This window comes from Paenibacillus sp. UNC496MF, from assembly GCF_900113915.1.
Taxonomy (GTDB): domain Bacteria; phylum Bacillota; class Bacilli; order Paenibacillales; family Paenibacillaceae; genus Paenibacillus_Z; species Paenibacillus_Z artemisiicola.
In genome coordinates this window covers 913,044-932,235 of sequence record NZ_FORE01000004.1, presented here as the reverse complement: position 1 = coordinate 932,235, position 19,192 = coordinate 913,044, and the positions used below count along the sequence as shown (strand labels likewise).

Sequence of the window (19,192 nt, the reverse complement as noted above, 5' to 3'; positions counted from 1 at the left end):
TGCTGCGTAGACTACAGCACATTCATCCATAAAAAAGGTGGAATTGGGCATGCCGGATCGGAACATTCCCGTGATCGCCGTCACCGGAAGCGCGGGTAAAACGACCACGAAAGAAATGATCGCGTCCATCCTGCGGAGACGCTGGACGATCTTCAAGACCCCGTCGAATTGGAACACGCCGGCGGGCACCCGCAAGCACATCAAGCGCATTCGGGCGCGCCACCGGGCGGTCGTGCTCGAGTTCGGCATGCTCCGCAAGGGCGATATCCGCCGGCACTGCCGCTTGATCCGCCCCGGCTTCAGCGTCATCACCAACGTCGGGACGGCGCATATCGGCAACGTCGGCAACCGCGTGCAGGGCATCGCGGCCGCGAAATCGGAGCTGATCCGCTACATGAATCCCGCCGGAACGCTCGTGTTGAACGCGGACGACAAGAACTCGCGGCTATTGACCGTGAAAGGCTTCCGGGGCACGCTGCTGAAGGTGGGCATCCGCCGCAAAGCCGATTACCGGGCGCGGGGCATTCGCGTCTCGGACCGGGGGATTTCGTTCCGTGTTCGGCTGGGGGGCAAGGACGAACGGTTCTTCATTCCTTGTCTCGGGGTGCACAACGTCTACAACGCGCTGAACGCGATCGCCATCGCGCATCGGCTGGGCATGCCGGCGAGCGTCATTCGCGCCGGATTGAAGCACTATCCCATTCCGTATCGCCGGCTGGTCCGGACGCGGCTGCGGGGGAACATGCTGCTGATCGACGACACGTTCAGCTCCAATCCCGATGCGACCAAGGCCGCTCTCGACACGCTCGCCGAGGTGCGCCGGACCCATAAGGTCGCCGTCATCGGCTACATGAAGGACATGGGAACCCGCGCGCGCGCGGCGCATCTCGACGTGGGCCGGTACGCCGCGAAGAAGAAGCTCACGCGGCTCTATACGATCGGCAAGCTCGCGCGCTACGTGGCGGCGGGCGCCAAGCAAGCGGGCTTCCCCGCTTCCCGCATTCGCAGCTTCGGCTCGCGGCCGCCGCTCCTTCGCGCGCTGGCCGGCACGTTAAAGCCGCATACCGCGATCCTGGTGAAGGGAACCCACCTTTTGAAGCTGGAGCGAACCGTCGCCTTCCTGAAAAGCCGGTTTGCGAGGAAGTAATTAACGGGAGGCGCGCCCGCGGGAGGCGCCAGCTAAAAAAGCCGCTGCGCCAGCGGCTTTTTTGGGGCTTCGAACCGATCGATTCGCTTGTCGCCCGGCCAAAGACCGCTCAGCGGCTCCAACTCGGCGGCGACTTGCTCTGCCCGGTACTTGCGCTGACCGCTTCCTGCTCAGCGGTCCAATTGCCGGAGGAATTCGAGCACGCGCCGCGTCAGCAAGGCCGCCGCGTCCGCGTCGTACGAGGCCAAGCTGCTGTCGGCGAAGTAATGCGCGTCGCCCGGGTACAAGAACAACTCCGCCCGGTTGCCCGCGGCCACGATCCCGCGCGCCGCGTCGATGTCGCCTTCGTCGACGAAGTAGGGGTCGGCGTCCATGCCGTGGATCTGCACCGGCAGCTCCGCCGGCCAATCGGTTCCGAACGACGAAGCCGGCACGCAGGAATAGAAGAACAGCGCGCCGCGGCCGCCTTCGCGGGTCTGCGCGAGCTTCTGCGCCGGCAGGACGCCGAGCGAAAAGCCCGCGTAAACGATATCGCGCGGATACGCGGCGGCCGCTTGCGTCCCCCGTTCGATAATCGCGTCGAACCCGATCTCTTGCACGTAGGACATGCCTTCCTCGATCGAACCGAACGCGCGGCCCTCGAACAAATCCGGCACATGTACCGTATGCCCGGCCTTTCTCAGTTCGCCGGCGAACGCTTCGATGCCTGCCGTCACGCCGAGCGCGTGGTGAAACAGAAGTATTTCGGCCATTCTCTTCTCCTCCGATCGTTTGCTTGCTTGCTTGCTTGAATAGGTTGCGCAGCTGTCCTCCCTTATTTCGACGTTTCCCTGTCATTTCCTGCCAGCCGTTCGAAAAAGGCGAATATTCGTTCGCTACCGCCGTACGCATTCGATGCCCGATTGCCCGATTCGCCAATTGTAAAGCCGCATCGCGACCCGGGCGGACCGTGCCGCTTGCCTCCTAACCATCAGGTCTTCCTTCCTTGCGGCGGTACGTTCATGCAAAAATTAACTCCCTCGGATAAAGGAAATGACCGCTCCGTCGCGAAAATAAAGCTAAGCACTCATGAAAGGAACGGCCCCATGCTCTTTCATTCCGACTTCATCCTCAACGCCTTCATCATTTTTTTGCCCTTGATTTTCTACCGTCCTTTCTATAAACGCAAAAACCCCTTCTTCCTGTACGTTCTGTTTTTGATTCCCATGATCATCACGATGACCTTTCCGGTCAACGCCTTCGGCTCGGCGCTCGATCTGCGGGGAATTCCGCTCGTCATCGGCTCGCTCTACGGCGGAATGTATACGACGCTGCTGTTGTTCGGCAGCCTGCTCGCCTATCGGCTAGTGCTGGGCGGTATCGACCTGTTCCATTATGCTGTCGCCCTGGTTCCGACGGTCGTCCTGCTGCTGTTCGTCTTCAAGCGGTTCGAGGGAGCGGGCGCCAAGAAGCGGATGCTCCTCGTCTTCGGCACCTGCTTGTTTTTGCGCGTGACGGTCGTCAACTCGTACGCCCTGCTCGAGGGCAAAACGTCCTTCTTCGTGACGTCGTTCGTTCCCAGCCTTCCGATCATCCTCGTGCAGTGCGTCATGGCGGTCATGCTGGTGTTCATGATCGAGACGATCCGGTCGCAGCAGCGGATGCAGGAGGACATCATCCAAGCGGAAAAAATGAAGGTCGTCAGCGAAATCGCGGCGTCGGTCGCCCATGAAGTCCGCAATCCGCTGACCTCCGTCCGCGGCTTCATCCAGCTGCTGTCCGACCCGGCGCTCGATGACCGGAAGCGGCAGGAATTCTCCGCCATCACGCTGGAGGAGCTGGACCGGGCCGAAGCGATCATAACCGATTACTTGTCGCTCGCGAAGCCGCAGATCGAGAAGCTCGAGCCGATCGTCCTGGAGGAAGCGCTCGCGAAAGCCTCCCAGATCTTAAGCTCCTACGCGAATCTGCAGAACGTCGAAATCGTCACCGACCTGAAATCGTCCGCAACGGTCTACGGCAGCAAGTCCAAGTTCAGGCAAGCTGTGATCAATATCGGCAAAAATGCCATCGAGGCGATGCCGGGCGGCGGGAAGCTGACGTTGACGTATGCGGTCGACGACCAAGCGCGAACGGTCACCATCACCATTGCCGACACCGGAATCGGCATGAGCGAGGCGCAGGTCAACCGGCTCGGATCGCCCTACTACTCGACCAAGGATAAAGGCACGGGCCTCGGAACGATGGTCATCTTCAGCGTCATCCGCGGCATGAACGGCCAGATCGACGTGCAAAGCAAGGAAGGCGCCGGCACCGCGTATTTCATTACGCTGCCGTTGACGCAGCGCGGCGAAGCGCGGACATGAAGGCCCATGAAACGAGAAAAACGGCAGACCTGGCGGCAGGCTGCCGTTTTTTTGCTTTGCCGCGAAGCCCTGCGCGACAAGATGGCACCTTCGCGCGCTCGTGCCGCGATGCGCGGCCTTCGAGGCGCGCTTGCGCGCGCGCGGGCGCTCGCCGAAATCGCCCGCGCAACGAAAAACAGCCCTTCGAGGAACCCTCCGAAGGACTGCCGATTAGACGAGAACCGCTTTCCACGACGCCTCCAGCACCTGCTGAATCTGAACCTCGCTTAGCGGATATTTCTGCACGTAATACCCTTTCAGGATGGACGAGATAATGCCGTGCATGAGCTGATGGCACAAATGGGAATCCATCTCCTTGACGACGCCCTGCTTCTGTCCTTCCACGATCAGCGCAAGCACCACTTCGGAGGACGCGTTGGGATCGCCCGTGTCCCGCAGCTCCGGCGAGATATACGGCGAGAAGGAGAAGCTGTCGATGAACAGGAATTCCTTCGGATGCCGAATGCCGAATTCCAGCCGGTTCAGCTGCAGGCGCTTGAACCGCTCGTACAGGCTCGCCTCCGGATCGTAGTTCGTCAGGAGGAATTCGCCCATCGACTTCCGCGCCTCCCGGTAGACCGCGTTGACCAGTTCCTCTTTATTCGCGAAATAATTATAAATCGTGCCGGCTCCGACGCTGGCTCGCTTGAACAGCTTGGCGAAGGTCACCGATTGGAGCCCTTCTTCATGAATCAAGTCGAGCGTGGCCGCCATAATGTCCTGCTTCTTGCTCATCCTCTCCACCTCTTGCCCCTAACATTAGTACGAGCGAAGCGCGAATGTCAAGTAGGCGCGGGACGCCGGAATAAGCGAAAAATTCATGTCGGCGATAAAAAAAATGGAACGTCTGGAAACTGACCTGTTTCGAAGAGCTGTATGATCATCTGTTCTGCGGCAACGGCATTCTGCTGATCGAAGGCGAGCCGGGCGCGCTGTCCGTCTCGACCCAGAAGATCAACGCCCGGAGCATCGAAGAGCCGAACGTGCAGTCCGTCGTCCGCGGCCCCCGGGAAGGGTTCACCGAGGTGCTGAGCTGGAACATGTCGATGCTCCGGCGCAAGATCCGCGATCGTCGGCTGTGGGCGGAGCCCCGCAAGATCGGCCGGGTGACGCAGACGAACATTCTGGTCGTCTGCCTGAACGGGATCGTGTCGGAGGAACTGCTGGAGGAAGTCAGGCGGCGCCTCGACAAGATCGATATCGACGCGATTCTGGAGAGCAATTATATCGAGGAATCGATTCAGGAAAGCCAATTCTCGATCTTCCCGACGGTGAGCAATTCCGAACGGCCGGACGTCGTCCGGGTCCTGAGCGTGTTCCAGGCGACGATCGGTTGCGCGTCGCACGTCCTTCGACTACGGGACGAGAACATCCAGATCTGGCCGGTCATGCTGGCCGGCATCGTCATGGCGCTGATGTGCTACTCCATCATGGTCATCGCGCAGGAAAGCGTCGCGAGATCCTGGTCGACGCTGTCCCTGCTCCCGCTCGTACTGCTGCCGCTGCTGCTCTATTTCGTCTCGCTCGCCCGCGCCAAGCCGGCGGCGCAGGACGCGTAGCGGCTCTCCCCCTTTTGTCATTGACACGAAACCATTTGGTGTTATAATGAAAAGCGAAACCAAATGGTGTTATATTATGATCATTCAGGAGGCTGTTCGCATGGACAAGCAAGGACAAGACATGTTCGCGCAGTTTATTTTGCAGCGCGTGCAAGAAGGCAAGGAAGAGGAAGCCAGAGCCGTGTTGGCCGAGAACTTCCGGAAGCAGGACGTAGGCACGTTCTCCAAGAACGACGTCGAAGGGTTCATCCCGAAGATGCTCACCCTGCTGAAGCCCGACAAGGTTGCCGAGGTGCAAGCCGTCGTCGCGCAGTTCTCCGGCAACTTCGGCCAATAAGGCATCGCCCGACCCGATACGGGTTACCGCCTCGAACAAGGATGCACGTTCGGTTCCGTATGCCGGGAACGAGCTTGTATCCTTGTGTTCGTTACGTCTTTGCGAGCCGCTACGGCCCATTCCGCGCCGCTCCTCTCCGGCTCCCCGCTGCCCCGGCAACAAAACCTTAACCGGAATTGGTACCCGCTGCCTATTCCCGGCTCCTTCATCCTCCGCGATAATCAGGATGATTCCGTGCCAGTCCGGCCATGATCCATACCGGTGTGGCCATGATTCCATCGCCATCCAAGGAGGTACTCTCTCATGCCGCGCATCCAATCGTCCCTGCTCCAGCCACGCAAGTCGCCAAAGCCGAAGGTTCTGGCCTCGTTCGCGATCGCCGGTCTGCTGTTCGGCACGATCGCGTCGCCCGCCTTCGCGGCCGCGCCAGCGCGCACCGTCTCGGCAAGCGCGACCCTTGCGTACAGCCTGAAAGGGCTGCATCACAATCTCGCCGTCCAAAAAGCGTACATCGCTTCGACGTACGTGTACGTCACGCAGCGATCCGGCGGAACGGTCTACCTGTCCCGGCTGCTCATGAGCGGCAGCACCGCGACCTACGTGGACGAAATGACCATCACCAACGCCGGCCACGGCCAGACGCTCGACATGTACACCTACAACGGCGTCAACTACTTCTATTTCAGCTCGAAAGCGGACCCGTCCACCTCGTACGACTGGTCGCTGCAGGTCGCGCGGCTTCAGTATGACGCCGGGACTACGCGCGATTACACGGATCTTCACCGGTTCACTTATCTGAACTACGCCGACAAGACCGGTTCCCGGCTGGGCGACACCTACCGCGTCGACGGCGGCGGCAACAGCGCCTACACGATCTTTCGGGTGCAGACCGCCGAAGGCGATGTCACCTGGTCCGTCTATGATACGGTCGCGCTGAACAAGCTGCTGGACGGCAGCGAACAAGTCCGCCTGGACAGCGCGGACGCGGTCGGCGCGTGCGTGGCCAGCTTCACGCAATCGGGCGACGGCATCGTCCGGCCGAACGGATCGTTCCAGGGACTCGACATGCTGGATGATTCGGAGATTTACACGTCCGGCGGCGCGGAAGGCGATACGCCGCAGATCGCGATGATGTCCGGCACCGGCGCTTACAAGACGCTCGTTAACGTGACGAACGTGGGCAAGCACGAGATCGAAGGCGTGCAGACCAAGGACGGCAACGTGTATTTCACGATCGTCGCGGACCCCGACGACAAGAAAGATACGCAGAAGGTGTATTACGTGCCGGACAGCGTGTTCTAACCGCTTCGCCTTGCCTGCGACGGGCAATGTCAAAAAGCCGGCCGTTCGATTCCGAACGGTCGGCTTTCTTTGCGTCTAGCACGGCGGTTAGGCGCCGGAACCGGCGGGTAAGCAGGCATGGGGTTTCGTCTCCTTTTGTTCTTCCCTATTTAACGCGTCCTTATTTTAATCCTGGCTGCCCGGCTTGTATAATTCATCCTTATCATCAAACCGATAAACGAGCTTCAGGAATGACAACGACTTTTCATGAACGAAAGTAATGATACTCATCATTTATATAAATTAGACGAATCGTTCCGTTCGGCGTATGCTTACTCCTGTGCTCGACGCACGCATCCAACTATCATGAACGGGAGGCCTTATTACATGAGTATCGCATCCTTTACGCAAGAATTCGAGGGCAAACGGGCGGTCGTCACCGGCGGCACGAAAGGCATGGGCTATGCAATCGTCAAGAGGCTGGCCGAAGGCGGCGCGAACGTGCTGACGACCGCCCGCGAAATTCCGGCGGCGTACGCGATCCCCCGTGTTCACTTCGTGCAGGCCGACGTGACGAAGCCGGCAGGCACGGCGCTGATCGTGAACGCCGTGAAGGAGAAGCACGGCGGCGTCGATCTGCTCGTGAATACGGTCGGCGGCGCATCCACGCCTCCGGGCGGCGCATTGGCCTTGAGGGAGGAAGACTGGATCGCGACTTTGAACCAGAATCTGCTCGGTTCCGTTCGCCTGGACAGGCAGCTGCTGCCGTTCATGGCCGAACAACGCAAAGGCGCCATCGTGCACGTCAGCTCCATTCAGCGCAAGCTGCCGCTGTTCGAGACGACCTTGGCCTATGCGGCGTCCAAGGCGGCGCTCACCACGTACAGCAAGGGGCTGTCCAAGGAATTCGCGCCGAAAGGCATCCGCGTCAACACGATCGCGCCGGGCTTCATTCAGACGGAAGCGGCGGATCGGATGATCGACCGGATCGCGACGGCGGCGGGCAGCCGCGAAGCCGCGCTGCGGGAGCTGATGGCTTCGCTCGGCGGCATTCCGCTCGGGCGCCCGGGCATGCCGGAGGAAGTCGCGGAGCTCGCCGCGTTCCTGTTGTCCGACCGCGCGGCTTCCATTACGGGCAGCGAATTCGTGATCGACGGCGGCACGGTGCCGACGGTTTGACCGTACCCCCGCTGCTACGCCAATATTCTCGCCAATTCAGGAGGTATAAGAGATGACTCAACTGCCAGATGCCGTGAACGCGTATTTCGCCGCCGCGAACGACGGGATGCCGGACGAGTTCCTGGCCGCGTTCGACGAACAGGCTTGCGTGCTTGATTTCAAACGCGTCTTCATCGGTATGGAAGCCATCGGGGAATGGAGCCGGTCCGAGGTGTTCGGCCCGAAGGTCCGTTTCGTCGTCACGGAAGCGGCCGAGCAAGACGGGGACTATGCCGTCATCGCTTCGGTCGACGGCGAGTTCGATAAGACGAACCTGCCCGATCCGCTCCTGCTCAAGCATGCGTTCAAGCTGTCCGGCGACAAAATCGCGGAAGTGGCGATTTCGTTCCCGTGAACGAAACGAACGACGGACGATCACCGCAACGAGAACAACCCCATCGAGGTTCGATGGGGTTGTTCGGCGTTGCGGTGACGCTGTTTTTTAACCCAATGTATGGAAGAGCAAGGCAAAAGACGTGCCCGAGATCCGACTTGGATTACTGATCCGTAAACGGCAGCTCCGTCAGCTGCACGGGCGACAAGCGGTTGTCCGTCGTGCGGTCGCCCAGCTGACCGTCGCCGTTCATGCCCCATGCCCAGACCGTGCCGTCGCTTCGCACGGCGAAGTTGTGGTAGTCGCCGCCGGCAATGGCAACCACCGAATCAAGGCCGGCGACTTGAGCCGGCGTTGCGCGCGATTCGGTACGGTTGTCGCCGAGCTGCCCGAACCCGTTGGCGCCCCATGCCCAGACGGTGCCGTCCTGCTTCAGCGCCAGGCTGTGATTGATGCCGGCTTCGACGGCCGTCACCGCGCCGAGCCCGGCCACTTGGACGGGCACGGTCCGATTCGTCGTGCTTCCGTCGCCGAGCTGACCTTCCGCATTGGCACCCCATGCCCAGACGGTGCCGTCCCGCTTCAGCGCCAGGCTATGGTCGCTGCCCGCCGCCACGGCGACGACCGCCTCGAGTCCGGCCACCTGCACGGGAACGGATCGGTTCGTCGTGCTGCCGTCCCCGAGCTCGCCGGCGTGATTTTCGCCCCATGCCCAGACGGTGCCGTCTCCGCGCAGCGCCAGCGTATGATCGTCGCCGGCGGCGATGGCGGCGACGTCCCGAAGCCCGGCCGCTTGAACGGGCTTGGCGCTGTTCGCGTTGGTGCCGTCCCCGAGCGAGCCGAAGTAGTTGTTGCCCCACGCCCAGACGGTGCCGTCCTTCCTTAAGGCGACGCTGAAATAATCGCCCGCGGCGATGGCGACGGCTTTGCCGAGGCCCCGCACCTTGACCGCTTCGGAGCGGTCCGCGGTCGTGCCGTCGCCCAGCTGCCCCGTCTGATTGCGTCCCCACGCCCAGACGTCGCCGTTCTTGGCCAGCGCGAGCGAATGCTCGCCGTTCGTCGAGGCCGCGAGCGCAAGGACGCCTTTGACCTTGGCGCTCGCGACGGGCTCGGCCCGGAAGAGCGGCGTTCCGTCGCCGAGCTCGCCGGCATGGTTGTCGCCCCACGCCCAGACGGTGCCGTCGCCGCCGAGCGCCAGGCTGTGGTCGCCGCCGCCGGCGAGCGCCGTCGCCGCGCCCAGGCGGGCGATGCGGACGGGCTTCTGGCGGGACGTTGTGCTATTATCGCCGAGCTCGCCCGAGGCGTTGGCGCCCCACGCCCAGACGTCGCCATTTTTGGTCACCGCCAAGCTATGGTCCTGGCCGGCCGCGATCGCGACGACGGAATCGAGCCCCTTGACTTGGACCGCCGCGTTCCGATTGTCCGCGCCGCCGCCGTCGCCAAGCTCGCCCGAAGCATCGCTTCCCCAGGCCCACACAGTGCCGTCGCCGCGGAGCGCCAGGCTGTGATTGCCGTTCGCCGCGATGGCGGTCACGTCGTTCAAGACCGGTACTTGCGCGGGCGAAGTCCGGTTCTCGAGCGTACTGTCGCCTAACTGGCCTTCTCCATTGCGCCCCCATGCCCACACGGTCCCGTCGGTTCTTAGCGCCAGACTGTGCTCGCCGCCCGCGGCGACGGCCGACACGCCGTCAAGCCCCTCTACCCGAACGGGCGCGGCCTGCGAGGAGAAGGTGCCGTCGCCCAGCTGACCGTACCCATTGTCGCCCCACGCCCATACCGCGCCGTCTTCGGCGAGCGCAAGGCTGTGCGCGTTGCCCGCCGCCGCCGCGTCGACCCGCTCCAGCGCCGCAACCCGGACGGGAACGGACCTGTCGACGACCGTGCCGTCGCCGAGCTGGCCGAGCAGATTCTCGCCCCACGCCCACAGCGTACCGTCCCGTTCGACCGCCAAATTATGGGCGGCGCCCGCCGCGATGCCCGCCGCGGGACCGAGGCCCGCGACCTGCACGGGCGCCGGACGGTCCTGACCGCCGCCGTCGCCGAGCAAGCCGGCGTAATTATCGCCCCATGCCCAGACGGTTCCGTCCTGCTTTAGGGCCAAGCTGTGATCTCTGCCCGCGCCGATCGCCGCGACGCCGTTCAAGGCGGCCACTAGCCCGGGCGTCGTGCCGATCGGGCGCCGGCCGTCGCCCAACTGTCCGTACCGGTCGCTGCCCCAGGCCCGGATCGCGTCTCCCTTGGCGGCCAAACTATGCGCGCCCGCTGCCAAAACGAGCGGCTGCCGCTCGTCCGGTCCGGGCTTGGCCGCCGCCGTGCCGGCAGCCAGCAAGGCGGCCAGTCCGATAATGCCGATAAACTTCCTCGTACGCATCTTATTCCTCCTTCTCGATTCGAGCGCCCGGCAGCAATCGGCGGGCTTGACCCGTAGTCCGCGCACGGGCTTTGCGATCCGCGCCACGGAACCCGCGGAGCGCGTTCGCGCACAAGATCCGCGCAGCCTCCGCGCTGCGCGCGAACGGCGGCGCGTTTTGCGACTATCCGGCTTGTCCCTCCTACCCTACCAGAAAATGGTCCCGGGCGTGATGCGTCTTCTTCCCCAACTTGGCACCCGGCTCGGATTTCAAAGAAAAAAGTCGCTTTTTAGCGACTTTTAGGAAATGCGCGGAGCGCCGCTTGACGATGGCGCCGCCGCTGTGCCGAACGCAGCGTCAAGGCCGAGCCGATTCGGCGATCTTCATCGCCGCATCGGCCGTGATCGGCCCGAGCACGGCGTATTGGATGCCGTCCTTCGTCCAATACAGCTCGACGAACGTCGGCTGTTCGAACACGTAGCCGTCTTGGCCGTTTACTTTCGTCGGCGAGAACATGTCGGCCGGGAACGCGGCCGGCGCGCGGCTGACCATGAACGTGATCGTCTTGTCTTCCGAAGCGGTCGCGTAATTGAACGTCACGTCCCGGACCGGCTGATCCTTCTTGCCCGTCGACGCGATATCCGCAAGCGCGTAGCCTTCCGGCAGCGCGGACGGGACAAGCAAGCCGGGGCCGAAGACCTTCTTCGCGTCTTCCGCCGAGCCGAGCGGCTTCGTCTCGAGCTGCGACAGCTCCGAGCCGTAGCCGCTTCCGCCCGGCGCGGCGCCGCCCGGCTGTCCGCCGGGAGCCGGGGCGTCCGGCTGCCGGGCGAACAGAAACGCCGCGACCAGCAGGAGCGCCGCGATCGCGGCGGCCGCCCCCGTTCTCCGCCATGCGGGGAACGCGCGCCGTCGTCCCGTCTTCTCGTGCGCGGCCCGTCGACGAATCTCTCCCTTCGCGCGTTCGCTGAAGTCCAGCGAAGCGAACAGCGTTTCGTCCAACTCCTGCCGCAGTTGTTCCCCCAGCTTATGATCCGCGTCCATCGTGTGATCCCTATCGGTCATCGGTCGATGCCTCCTTTTTGATTTCCCGTGCCAACGCCTCCCGCGCGCGGTGCAGCCGGTTGCGCACGGTGCCTTCGGGCGCATGCGTCGCGTTCGCGATCTCCTTCGTGCTTAGCTCCAGATAATAGTACAAGTAAATGGCCTCCTGATACGGCAAGGGCAAGCGCAGCAAATGCCGCAGCACCTCGCTCTTCTCCAACCGTTCGATGGCTTCGTCTTCGACGCTGAGCGTACGGCCCCGGTCCATACGACTGGGATCGGTGGGCTGCTCGGCGAACATGCGCGCGCCCGTTTTGTCCCGGCATACGTTGATCGTCATCGTCGTCAGCCACGTCTTGACGGTGCTTTCGCCCCGGAACGAGGTCCATTTTCGGAACGCGCGCAGGAAGACCTCCTGGCTGATATCCTCGGCTAGATGCCGATCTCCCGTATAAAAATAAGCCGTGCGCAGGACGAGCGCGCCGAAGCGGTCCATCAGCTGCTCCAGCGCTAGAGCGGGTTCTTTCGCAATCGGTTCATGAATTGTCGAGCCGGCCGGCTTCACGGTTACCACCTCCACCCTATTAGACGGCCTTCGTTCGCCATCCGCTGCATGACGCGAAAAAAAAGGCCAACCCCGCCGCGGGTTGACCTGACTCGATGGTGGACGGCAATGCCGGAACGCAGTATCGCCTTGCTGTGCTGGATTGCACTGCAGTAACGGAATTGCGGTACCGGAATTTCAGTACCGGAAAAGCAACGCGCCGGAATCCCGTCCGGCGGACGGCGATGCTTCCGATTCGAGCAAGCAGTCAGCGCCCGCTGAAGCCGGGCACGTTCGCGTCGCTCGCGGCCGTCCGCGCGATGAAGCGGTACAGGAGCGCGAAGCCCGTCACGCCGAGCAGCGCCGTCGCCGCGCTGATCCGGTACATCGCGTGCGCGCCGAACTGCTCGAAGATCCAGCCGCCGGTCACGCCGGCCGCGATGCCGGACACGCCGCCCCAGCTGAGCGCGTACAGCGCTTGGCCCGAAGCCCGGAACGCCCTTGGCACGAGCATGACCGTCAATTGCGTGCCCACGTAGTAGTAGCCCGCGAACGTCAGGCAGTGCATGGCCTGAATGAAGAGGACCGTAAAGGGCGTCGTCGCCGTCGACATGAGGAACCAGCGGAGCGCGTACAGCACGCTGACCGCCGCGAGACAGCCGATCATCGTCCGCTCGTTCTTGCGCAGGAAGCGGTCGAAGAGCAGGTAGACCGGAATCTCGAAGATCGACGACAGGAACGCCGACCAGCCGATCAGCGTGCTCTTCCCGCCCAAGTCGGCTATATAAATCGAGACGAACGTGTTGTTCATCGAGTTCGGAATCGAGATCAGCACCCCGATGGCCAGGAACAGCATGAACGGCTTATTGCCCCACAGCTGCCGGGAACCGGATCGGGGCGCCTTCCGGGCGGCGTCCGTCTTGCCGCCGCGGGGCAGCAGGAACGCCAAGCCGATGGAGACGACCATCATGATGCCGTACGCGATCCACAGCCGGCCGATCGCCAGCCGTTCGAGGACCGGCCCCGTCGCCACCGCCATGACCGCCCAGCCGAGCGATCCCCACAGCCGGAACGCGCCGAATTTCCGTCCGGTCTTCTCGGCCACGTCCAGAATGAGGCTGTTGCTCTGCGAGAACAACGGGCTTTGGAAGAAGAAATAGAGCAGCATGAAGCCGAAAATCAGATAAACCGCCTTTAGGGAAAAGACGAGCTGCATCACCGCCGCGTTGCCGATCAGCAGGATGAGCAGGATGCGCCGGGCGTTCTCGAGGCGGTCGCTCCAATAGCCCCAGAACGGGTTGGCGAGCAGCGACACGAACGGACCGCCGGCGAGCAGCAGGCCGATCGCGAAGCTTGACATGCCGGCATCCTTCAAGTACAGCGGAAAAAACGTCCCGTAAATGGAAATGGCGCCATAAATGAAAAAATTGAACGCTTTGATGATGCCGAGCGTACGCGCGTTGGGCATTGAAGACGATGTAGACGATGTAGACGATGAGGCCGATGAAGGTAATGCTGGCGATGACATGTCCCGTAATCCATCCTTTCCCGTGCGTGTACTAGTATATAATGGCAGCGCTCGCTCCTGCTACCCCGTCCGGCGCATTCGCGTCCGGTCGGCGCGAAAAAAAGGAAACCGCGGAACGAATCCGCGATTTCCCGCGAATGCCGCGATTTCCAAGTGAAGGAGCGTACGTTCGAGCGCACGGTTGAGCCGCCGCACCGTTTTCGGCCCCCCGACGGTTCCGGGCGGGTGTCCGATGCGACGATTGCGCGCCTCTCGCTCGAGAGACAACGGCGAGTGATGGCGCGTGACGGTTGTCGATCTTCGCAGACGCGGCCCGGCGAGCCGCGGCGTTACCAGGCCGCGACCTCGCCGTCCGCCCGCGGCTCCGTGCCGCCGGCCAGCACGCCGCTCGCGGGATCGCGCCAGATGATCTGGCCGCGGCCGAACATTCCGACGTCCAGCGCCCGCTGCACGGTATGGCCCTTCCTGGCCAGCGCCTGGGCGAGATGATCCGGGAAGCCCGGCTCCACCTCGATGACCGTATCCCGGACCCACCGCCATCTCGGCGCGTCCAGCGCGGCCTGCGGATTGAGTCCGAAATCGATCGTGTTCAGCAGCAGCTGCACGTGGGCCTGCGGCTGAATGGAGCCGCACATGACCCCGAACGGACCGACGGGAACTCCGTTCTTCGTCAGGAAGCCGGGAATGATGGTGTGGAACGTCTTCTTCCCCGGCGCAAGCGCGTTCCGGTGATCGGGGTTCAGGGAGAAGCCGGAGCCGCGGTTCTGCAGGCAGATGCCGGTGCCGGGCACGACGATGGCGGAACCGAAATCGCCCGCGTGGCTCTGAATGAACGAGACCATGTTCCCCTCGCCGTCGGCCGCGGCCAAATACACCGTGCCGCCCGTCGGCGGTTCGCCCGGCGCCGGGACGAGCGCGCGCTCCCCGATCAGCGCCCGCCGTTCGTCGGCATACGCGTCCGACAGCAGCGCGTCGACGGAGACGTCCATGTGCCGCGGGTCGGTGATGTACGCCAAACCGTCGGCGAATGCGAGCTTGACCGCTTCGATTTGCTTGTGGTACGTGTCGGCCAGATCCTTCGCGGCGTGATCGAAGCCCTTCAGAATGTTCAGCGCGATCAGCGCGACGAGCCCTTGGCCGTTCGGCGGGAGCTCCCATGCCTCGTAGCCCTTATACTTCACGTGGATCGGTTCGACCCACTCGGGGCGATACGCCGCCAAGTCTTCCTTCCTCAGATAGCCGCCCTTCTCCCGGAAGTGCAGGTCGATCCGGTCCGCCAGCTCGCCCCGGTAGAAGGATTCCGCGTTCGTCTCGGCGATCGAGCGAAGCGTCCGGGCGTGGCCTTCGGAGCGCCACAGCTCGCCGGCGGCCGGCGCCCTGCCTGCCGGCGCGAACGTCGCGAACCACGGCGCGTAAAGCTCGTCCCCCAGCTCGCCGATGTTCCGGAAGCCGTCGGCCCAATAACGCGCGATCGTCGGCGATACCGGGTAGCCGTCCTCCGCGTACTCGATCGCCGGGCGAAGCGTCTCGGTCAGCGGCAGCCGGCCGAACCGTTCGGCCAGCGCGGCCCAAGCGGCCGGCGTGCCGGGAACGGTCACCGGGAGCAGGCCGTAGCCCGGCATCCGTTCGTGACCGGCCGCCCGGACCGCCTCGAGCGAGATCGCGGCGGGCGCCGGGCCGCTCGCGTTCAGGCCGTGAAGCTTGCCCTCCGCCCAGACGATCGCGAACGTGTCGCCGCCGATGCTGTTCGAATTCGGCTCGACGACGGTCAGGCACGCCGCCGCCGCGATCGCGGCATCGACGGCGTTGCCGCCCCGCTTGAGGACGTCGAGTCCGGCCTGGGCGGCAAGCGGCTGCGCGGTCGCTACCATGCCCTTGCGGCCGTAGGTCGTCATGCGCCGCGACGGATAAGGATTATACAGCGGTTCGAAGTTCATTGTTCAGTTCGCCTCCCGGATGACGGCCGGCGAATGCGCCGCCACTTCCTCGGCGGTCACTTCCCGGTCCAGCTGCGCGGACAGGTAGATGCCTTCGCTGATGAGCATCGTTTGCAGCGCGAGCTCGGCGGTCGGCAGCAGCCCGACCCTGCCCTGCAGCGCGGCCGCCCAATGCTTGGCGGACGATTCGTACGCGTCCTCGTCCGGGTACAGGCGGCGCCGGCGCTCGCTCATGGCGTTCAGGTCGATCGTGCCGTCGACGTCCATGTCGCCGACCGTCGTGTAATAGCCGAAGCCCGTCGTGGCGCGGACGTCGGAATACGCCGGCAGCCGGATGCCGCCGCGCGAGCCGACGAGGCTGCCGCCTTCGAGGCCGTCCAGATGGAGCGACCACGCTTCGATGATGTCGAGCGTGGCGCCGCCCGCGAACCGCACGAAGCCCATGGCCGACTCCTCGACGTCGAAGCCGCTCTCCGCTCTCCGCTTGGCATCCATGTCCATCTCCTGATAGACGCGGCCCGAGATGCGCGTCGCCTCGGGCATGCCCAGCAGATACAGCATCTGCGCGATATGATAGACGCCCATGTCGAGCAGCGCCCCGCCGCTCGCGGCGTCCTTGCGGGTGAAGAACGGCGTGCCGTAGCCGTCGACGAACGGACGCCCGCGCCGCCGGAAGCCGGTCGACCGGGCATGGTAGAGCCGCCCGAGCCTGCCTTCGTCGATCAGCGTCTTGGCGGCTTTCGTCTCGCCGCGGTACAGCGTCCCGAGCTGAATATGCAGCATTTTGCCGCAGTCGTTCGCCGCCCGGACCATCGCCGCCCCGTCCCGGTACGTGCCCGCGATCGGCTTCTCGCAGTAGACGTGCTTGCCCGCCTCCAGCGCGGCGATCGTCGCCGGCGCGTGGAAGTTATTGTGCAGGCAGACGTCCACCGCGACGAGGTCGTCGCGGCGGAGCATCTCCCGATAGTCGGTATAGACGCTTCCGATGCCGTAGCGTTCCGCCACGCGGCGGGCCTCCGGCTCGTTGACGTCGCAAACGGCCGCGATCTCGATGCCGCCGATGGAGGCGTACTGCTCGAGATGATGCTTGCCGATCTGGCCGACGCCGATGATTCCGATTCTGACCGGTTCCATAGTCGCTCCTCCTCAGGACTCGCCCATGCGATTGAACATTCTTCTGACGGATGCCAGCATCCAGTCGATTTCTTCATAGGCATGCGTCTTGGCGTTATGCTCGACGGCCCAGTAGCCGCCGTAGCCCGCTTGCTCCAGCGCCCGGACCGAGGCTTCGGCTTCGCCGGACGTCAGCGTTTTCAAGTCGACGTGCGTGTGCACGACCCACGGCGCCACGATCGCGTCGCCGTCCGCATGCTCGGGTCTCCAGCGCTTCAAGTGCAGCAGGATGCCGAAGTTGGGGCGATCCACCGCCTCGGCGATCCGCTTGAGCAGATGCGGATTCAGCGCCGCTCCCATATGGTTCTCGGGGCCGACCGTATAGCCGTGTTCCGCGCCGCGGTCGCAATATTCCTGATAGCGCTTTACGATATAGTCGAAGTCGGCCTCGCCGATCTCTTCCGTCCCTTGCGTGCAGATGTCGATGCGGACCGTCCGCGCGCCGAGCAGCTCGGAGGCGCGCAGATGGAGCAGCGCGTTCCGGTACAGCCGCTCGCGCTTGGCCGGGTCCGGATCGACGAGATGGACGCCGTCGAGCGCGATGTTCGCGACCGTCAGCTCCCGCTCGTCGATCGCCTCCCGAATCTTGATGATGACCTCTTCCTCCGGCAATAGCACGAGACCGTCATCGTTGCCGCTCGCGAAGAAGCCGTTCCACAAGTCGACGGCGTCCAGGCGATAGCGGTATTTGACCGATTCGAGATAGCCGAATATATCCATCTTGCCGGCCTGCTTCTCATTAAAGAACGAAAATCCTCCGATGGACAGCTTCATGCGGTGTCCACGCTCCTCTCTGGCTGGTACGCGTTGATTGGCGGCGACCGGAAACCGCGATGCCCGCCAGGTACCCGGGCGCTTCGCGTTCCGGCCCCCGATCCATGCCGTTACCGCTTATCTATGCGCGCGGACGGCGTTACTTGCCCGCTTTTTGCTTGATATCGTCGAGCAGCTGCTGGAACTTGGGATTCATGTCCTTCAGGACGGCCGCCGGGTCCTGTTCCTTGTTGAAGATCGCCTGCTGCTCGTTCAGCATGAACGAGGTGATGTCGCCGTAGCCGGCGATGAGATGGTTCGGCGATTCCTTGCCCTTCTCGATCGCGGCCGAGTTGACCTCTTCCAGGTAGGCGGTGTCCGTCAGCCCCTCGTACTGCTTGAACCATTCCGCGTACGCGACGGTGTCGGACGGCGGATAGCCGGTCGTCTTCGTCATCTCCATCTGCATCTCCGGGCTGGTCATGAACTTCACGAGCTTCCAGGCGGCGTCCGGGTTCTTCGATTTGGAGGAGATCATGAGCGGGTCGGCGTAGATGAACGGCGTCGACGTGCCCGCGGGACCGGTCGGCAGCGGCAGCACGCCGAACTTCATGTTCGTTTCCTTGAAGCCGCCCATCGCCCAGCTGCCGACGAGCGACATCGCGACCTTGCCCGTCAGGAGCGGATCGCCGATTTTGCCGATGGATTCCTCGACGGCCTTCGTCGGCATGACCTTATCCTTGAAGATCATATCCTGGAAGAACTTCGTCGCTTCCGCGAGCTTCGGATCCGTCAAGTCCGCCTTGTCCAGGAAGCCCGAGGCGTAGGCCGGCGCGAAGACGTCGAGGCCCCAATCCCAGCTGTACGTAAGCAGATGCTCGCCCATGCCGTACGTGAATCCGTAGACGGCGCTTGGCTTGCCGTAGTCCTTGCTCACCGATTTCGCGAGCTCGACCAGTTTGTCCCATGTCCATGCCGAATCGCCCGGCTTGTAGTTCGGCACCGTCACGCCGGCTTTGTCGAACAGCTCCTTGTTATAGAAGATCATGCTGGAGTAAATATTCAGCGGAATGCCTTTCTGCTGGCCGTCGATTTTGTAAATGTCGAGCGTGGACTGCGGGATGTTGGGGTTGTTGAAGTCGGCCATGTACGGCGTCAGATCCAAAACCATGTCGCGGACGTTGTAATCGACGAAGCCGCTCTGGCCCCAGTGGCTCCAGATGTCCGGCGGCGTGCCGCCCGCGACCATCGTGTTCATCTTGGAGTCGAACTGATCGTAAGGCACGCTGACGATTTCGAGCGTGATGTCCGGATTGGCGGCCTCGAATTTCTTCTTCACGACGTCCGGCAGTAATTTGTCCCGGATTCCGTTGTCCTGCGCGTTCAGCAGCGTAATCGTGACCTTCTTCCCGCCGCCGCTCGAACCGCCTCCGGCCGGCTCGTTCGCCGCGCCGTTCGCGTTCGCCCCCGTATTGCCGTTCGTGCCCCCATTCCCCCCGTTGCCCGTGTCCGAGCTGCATCCGCCGAGCGCCAATACCGCTCCGAGGCACGCGACGTTCGCGATGCCGATCCACTTCTTCGCCATCTATAACCCTCCTATGCGTA

The 19,192-nt window shown here is 63.3% G+C and carries 17 protein-coding genes; 7 read left to right on the top strand and 10 right to left on the bottom strand.

Features of this window, described 5'->3' with window-relative positions:
• Positions 1–49: 49 nt before the first annotated feature.
• On the top strand, positions 50–1,147 hold the full coding sequence (gene murF / locus BMZ79_RS04145) for a UDP-N-acetylmuramoyl-tripeptide--D-alanyl-D-alanine ligase (protein WP_090636779.1): 1,098 nt from the start codon (positions 50–52) through the stop codon (positions 1,145–1,147).
• A gap of 170 nt (positions 1,148–1,317) precedes the next feature.
• Here the strand turns inward: murF and BMZ79_RS04140 are convergent, their stop codons facing one another.
• Positions 1,318–1,899 (bottom strand): dienelactone hydrolase family protein, encoded by a 582-nt coding sequence (locus tag BMZ79_RS04140; protein ID WP_090636777.1) that lies wholly within the window; start codon positions 1,897–1,899, stop codon positions 1,318–1,320.
• Between the two features lie 249 nt (positions 1,900–2,148).
• Here BMZ79_RS04140 and BMZ79_RS04135 point away from each other — a divergent pair, with 249 nt between their 5' ends.
• Entirely contained in the window at positions 2,149–3,492 is a 1,344-nt protein-coding gene (locus BMZ79_RS04135) for an ATP-binding protein (RefSeq protein ID WP_090636774.1), read from the top strand.
• Between the two features lie 210 nt (positions 3,493–3,702).
• Here the strand turns inward: BMZ79_RS04135 and BMZ79_RS04130 are convergent, their stop codons facing one another.
• A complete protein-coding gene (locus BMZ79_RS04130; RefSeq protein ID WP_090636772.1) occupies positions 3,703–4,266 on the bottom strand; it encodes a TetR/AcrR family transcriptional regulator in 564 nt (187 codons plus the stop codon).
• 119 nt (positions 4,267–4,385) lie between these two features.
• Here BMZ79_RS04130 and BMZ79_RS04125 point away from each other — a divergent pair, with 119 nt between their 5' ends.
• From BMZ79_RS04125 to BMZ79_RS04105, 5 genes are all read left to right on the top strand, one after another.
• The gene (locus BMZ79_RS04125; RefSeq protein WP_090636770.1) at positions 4,386–5,090 is read left to right on the top strand and encodes a spore germination protein; all 705 of its coding nucleotides are present in this window, start codon (positions 4,386–4,388) and stop codon (positions 5,088–5,090) included.
• Between the two features lie 100 nt (positions 5,091–5,190).
• A complete protein-coding gene (locus tag BMZ79_RS04120) occupies positions 5,191–5,427 on the top strand; it encodes a hypothetical protein (RefSeq protein WP_090636768.1) in 237 nt (78 codons plus the stop codon).
• 303 nt (positions 5,428–5,730) lie between these two features.
• Positions 5,731–6,729 (top strand): phage baseplate protein, encoded by a 999-nt coding sequence (locus BMZ79_RS04115; RefSeq protein WP_090636766.1) that lies wholly within the window; start codon positions 5,731–5,733, stop codon positions 6,727–6,729.
• A gap of 366 nt (positions 6,730–7,095) precedes the next feature.
• Positions 7,096–7,887: an SDR family oxidoreductase gene (locus BMZ79_RS04110; protein WP_090636764.1), complete on the top strand. Its 792-nt coding sequence runs from the start codon at positions 7,096–7,098 to the stop codon at positions 7,885–7,887.
• 52 nt (positions 7,888–7,939) lie between these two features.
• Positions 7,940–8,281, top strand: a complete 342-nt coding sequence (locus BMZ79_RS04105) for a nuclear transport factor 2 family protein (protein ID WP_143088885.1) — start codon at positions 7,940–7,942, stop codon at positions 8,279–8,281.
• Between the two features lie 142 nt (positions 8,282–8,423).
• On the opposite strand, the gene BMZ79_RS04100 is transcribed toward BMZ79_RS04105, so the two are convergent.
• The 8 genes from BMZ79_RS04100 to BMZ79_RS04065 all read right to left on the bottom strand — a co-directional run bounded on the left by BMZ79_RS04100 (position 8,424) and on the right by BMZ79_RS04065 (position 19,172).
• Positions 8,424–10,631, bottom strand: a complete 2,208-nt coding sequence (locus BMZ79_RS04100; protein WP_090636761.1) for an RCC1-like domain-containing protein — start codon at positions 10,629–10,631, stop codon at positions 8,424–8,426.
• A 337-nt stretch (positions 10,632–10,968) separates the two neighbouring features.
• On the bottom strand, positions 10,969–11,673 hold the full coding sequence (locus tag BMZ79_RS04095; RefSeq protein ID WP_177221999.1) for a DUF4367 domain-containing protein: 705 nt from the start codon (positions 11,671–11,673) through the stop codon (positions 10,969–10,971).
• Positions 11,663–12,232 (bottom strand): sigma-70 family RNA polymerase sigma factor, encoded by a 570-nt coding sequence (locus BMZ79_RS04090; RefSeq protein ID WP_256252539.1) that lies wholly within the window; start codon positions 12,230–12,232, stop codon positions 11,663–11,665. Before BMZ79_RS04090 ends, BMZ79_RS04095 begins: the two co-directional genes overlap by 11 nt.
• Before the next feature lie 232 nt (positions 12,233–12,464).
• A complete protein-coding gene (locus BMZ79_RS04085) occupies positions 12,465–13,664 on the bottom strand; it encodes an MFS transporter (RefSeq protein ID WP_090636757.1) in 1,200 nt (399 codons plus the stop codon).
• A 389-nt stretch (positions 13,665–14,053) separates the two neighbouring features.
• Entirely contained in the window at positions 14,054–15,661 is a 1,608-nt protein-coding gene (locus BMZ79_RS04080) for a gamma-glutamyltransferase family protein (protein WP_090636755.1), read from the bottom strand.
• Positions 15,662–15,664: 3 nt separating this feature from the next.
• Positions 15,665–16,795, bottom strand: a complete 1,131-nt coding sequence (locus BMZ79_RS04075; RefSeq protein WP_090636753.1) for a Gfo/Idh/MocA family protein — start codon at positions 16,793–16,795, stop codon at positions 15,665–15,667.
• A gap of 12 nt (positions 16,796–16,807) precedes the next feature.
• Positions 16,808–17,608 carry a sugar phosphate isomerase/epimerase family protein gene (locus BMZ79_RS04070; RefSeq protein WP_090636751.1) on the bottom strand — a complete coding sequence of 267 codons (801 nt, stop codon included), beginning with the start codon at positions 17,606–17,608 and terminating at the stop codon, positions 16,808–16,810.
• 139 nt (positions 17,609–17,747) lie between these two features.
• A complete protein-coding gene (locus tag BMZ79_RS04065) occupies positions 17,748–19,172 on the bottom strand; it encodes an ABC transporter substrate-binding protein (protein ID WP_090636749.1) in 1,425 nt (474 codons plus the stop codon).
• Between the last annotated feature and the right edge of the window lie 20 nt (positions 19,173–19,192).

Excerpts from the sequence above, each read along its gene's own strand:
- BMZ79_RS04110 (WP_090636764.1), top strand. The coding sequence starts at position 7,096 with ATGAGTATCGCATCCTTTACGCAAGAATTCGAGGGCAAACGGGCGGTC.
- BMZ79_RS04070 (WP_090636751.1), bottom strand. The coding sequence starts at position 17,608 with ATGAAGCTGTCCATCGGAGGATTTTCGTTCTTTAATGAGAAGCAGGCC.
- BMZ79_RS04140 (WP_090636777.1), bottom strand. The coding sequence starts at position 1,899 with ATGGCCGAAATACTTCTGTTTCACCACGCGCTCGGCGTGACGGCAGGC.
- BMZ79_RS04080 (WP_090636755.1), bottom strand. The coding sequence starts at position 15,661 with ATGAACTTCGAACCGCTGTATAATCCTTATCCGTCGCGGCGCATGACG.
- BMZ79_RS04115 (WP_090636766.1), top strand. The coding sequence starts at position 5,731 with ATGCCGCGCATCCAATCGTCCCTGCTCCAGCCACGCAAGTCGCCAAAG.
- BMZ79_RS04075 (WP_090636753.1), bottom strand. The coding sequence starts at position 16,795 with ATGGAACCGGTCAGAATCGGAATCATCGGCGTCGGCCAGATCGGCAAG.
- BMZ79_RS04130 (WP_090636772.1), bottom strand. The coding sequence starts at position 4,266 with ATGAGCAAGAAGCAGGACATTATGGCGGCCACGCTCGACTTGATTCAT.
- BMZ79_RS04105 (WP_143088885.1), top strand. The coding sequence starts at position 7,940 with ATGACTCAACTGCCAGATGCCGTGAACGCGTATTTCGCCGCCGCGAAC.
- BMZ79_RS04085 (WP_090636757.1), bottom strand. The coding sequence starts at position 13,664 with ATGCCCAACGCGCGTACGCTCGGCATCATCAAAGCGTTCAATTTTTTC.
- BMZ79_RS04100 (WP_090636761.1), bottom strand. The coding sequence starts at position 10,631 with ATGCGTACGAGGAAGTTTATCGGCATTATCGGACTGGCCGCCTTGCTG.
- BMZ79_RS04120 (WP_090636768.1), top strand. The coding sequence starts at position 5,191 with ATGGACAAGCAAGGACAAGACATGTTCGCGCAGTTTATTTTGCAGCGC.
- BMZ79_RS04095 (WP_177221999.1), bottom strand. The coding sequence starts at position 11,673 with ATGACCGATAGGGATCACACGATGGACGCGGATCATAAGCTGGGGGAA.
- BMZ79_RS04065 (WP_090636749.1), bottom strand. The coding sequence starts at position 19,172 with ATGGCGAAGAAGTGGATCGGCATCGCGAACGTCGCGTGCCTCGGAGCG.
- BMZ79_RS04135 (WP_090636774.1), top strand. The coding sequence starts at position 2,149 with ATGCAAAAATTAACTCCCTCGGATAAAGGAAATGACCGCTCCGTCGCG.
- murF (WP_090636779.1), top strand. The coding sequence starts at position 50 with ATGCCGGATCGGAACATTCCCGTGATCGCCGTCACCGGAAGCGCGGGT.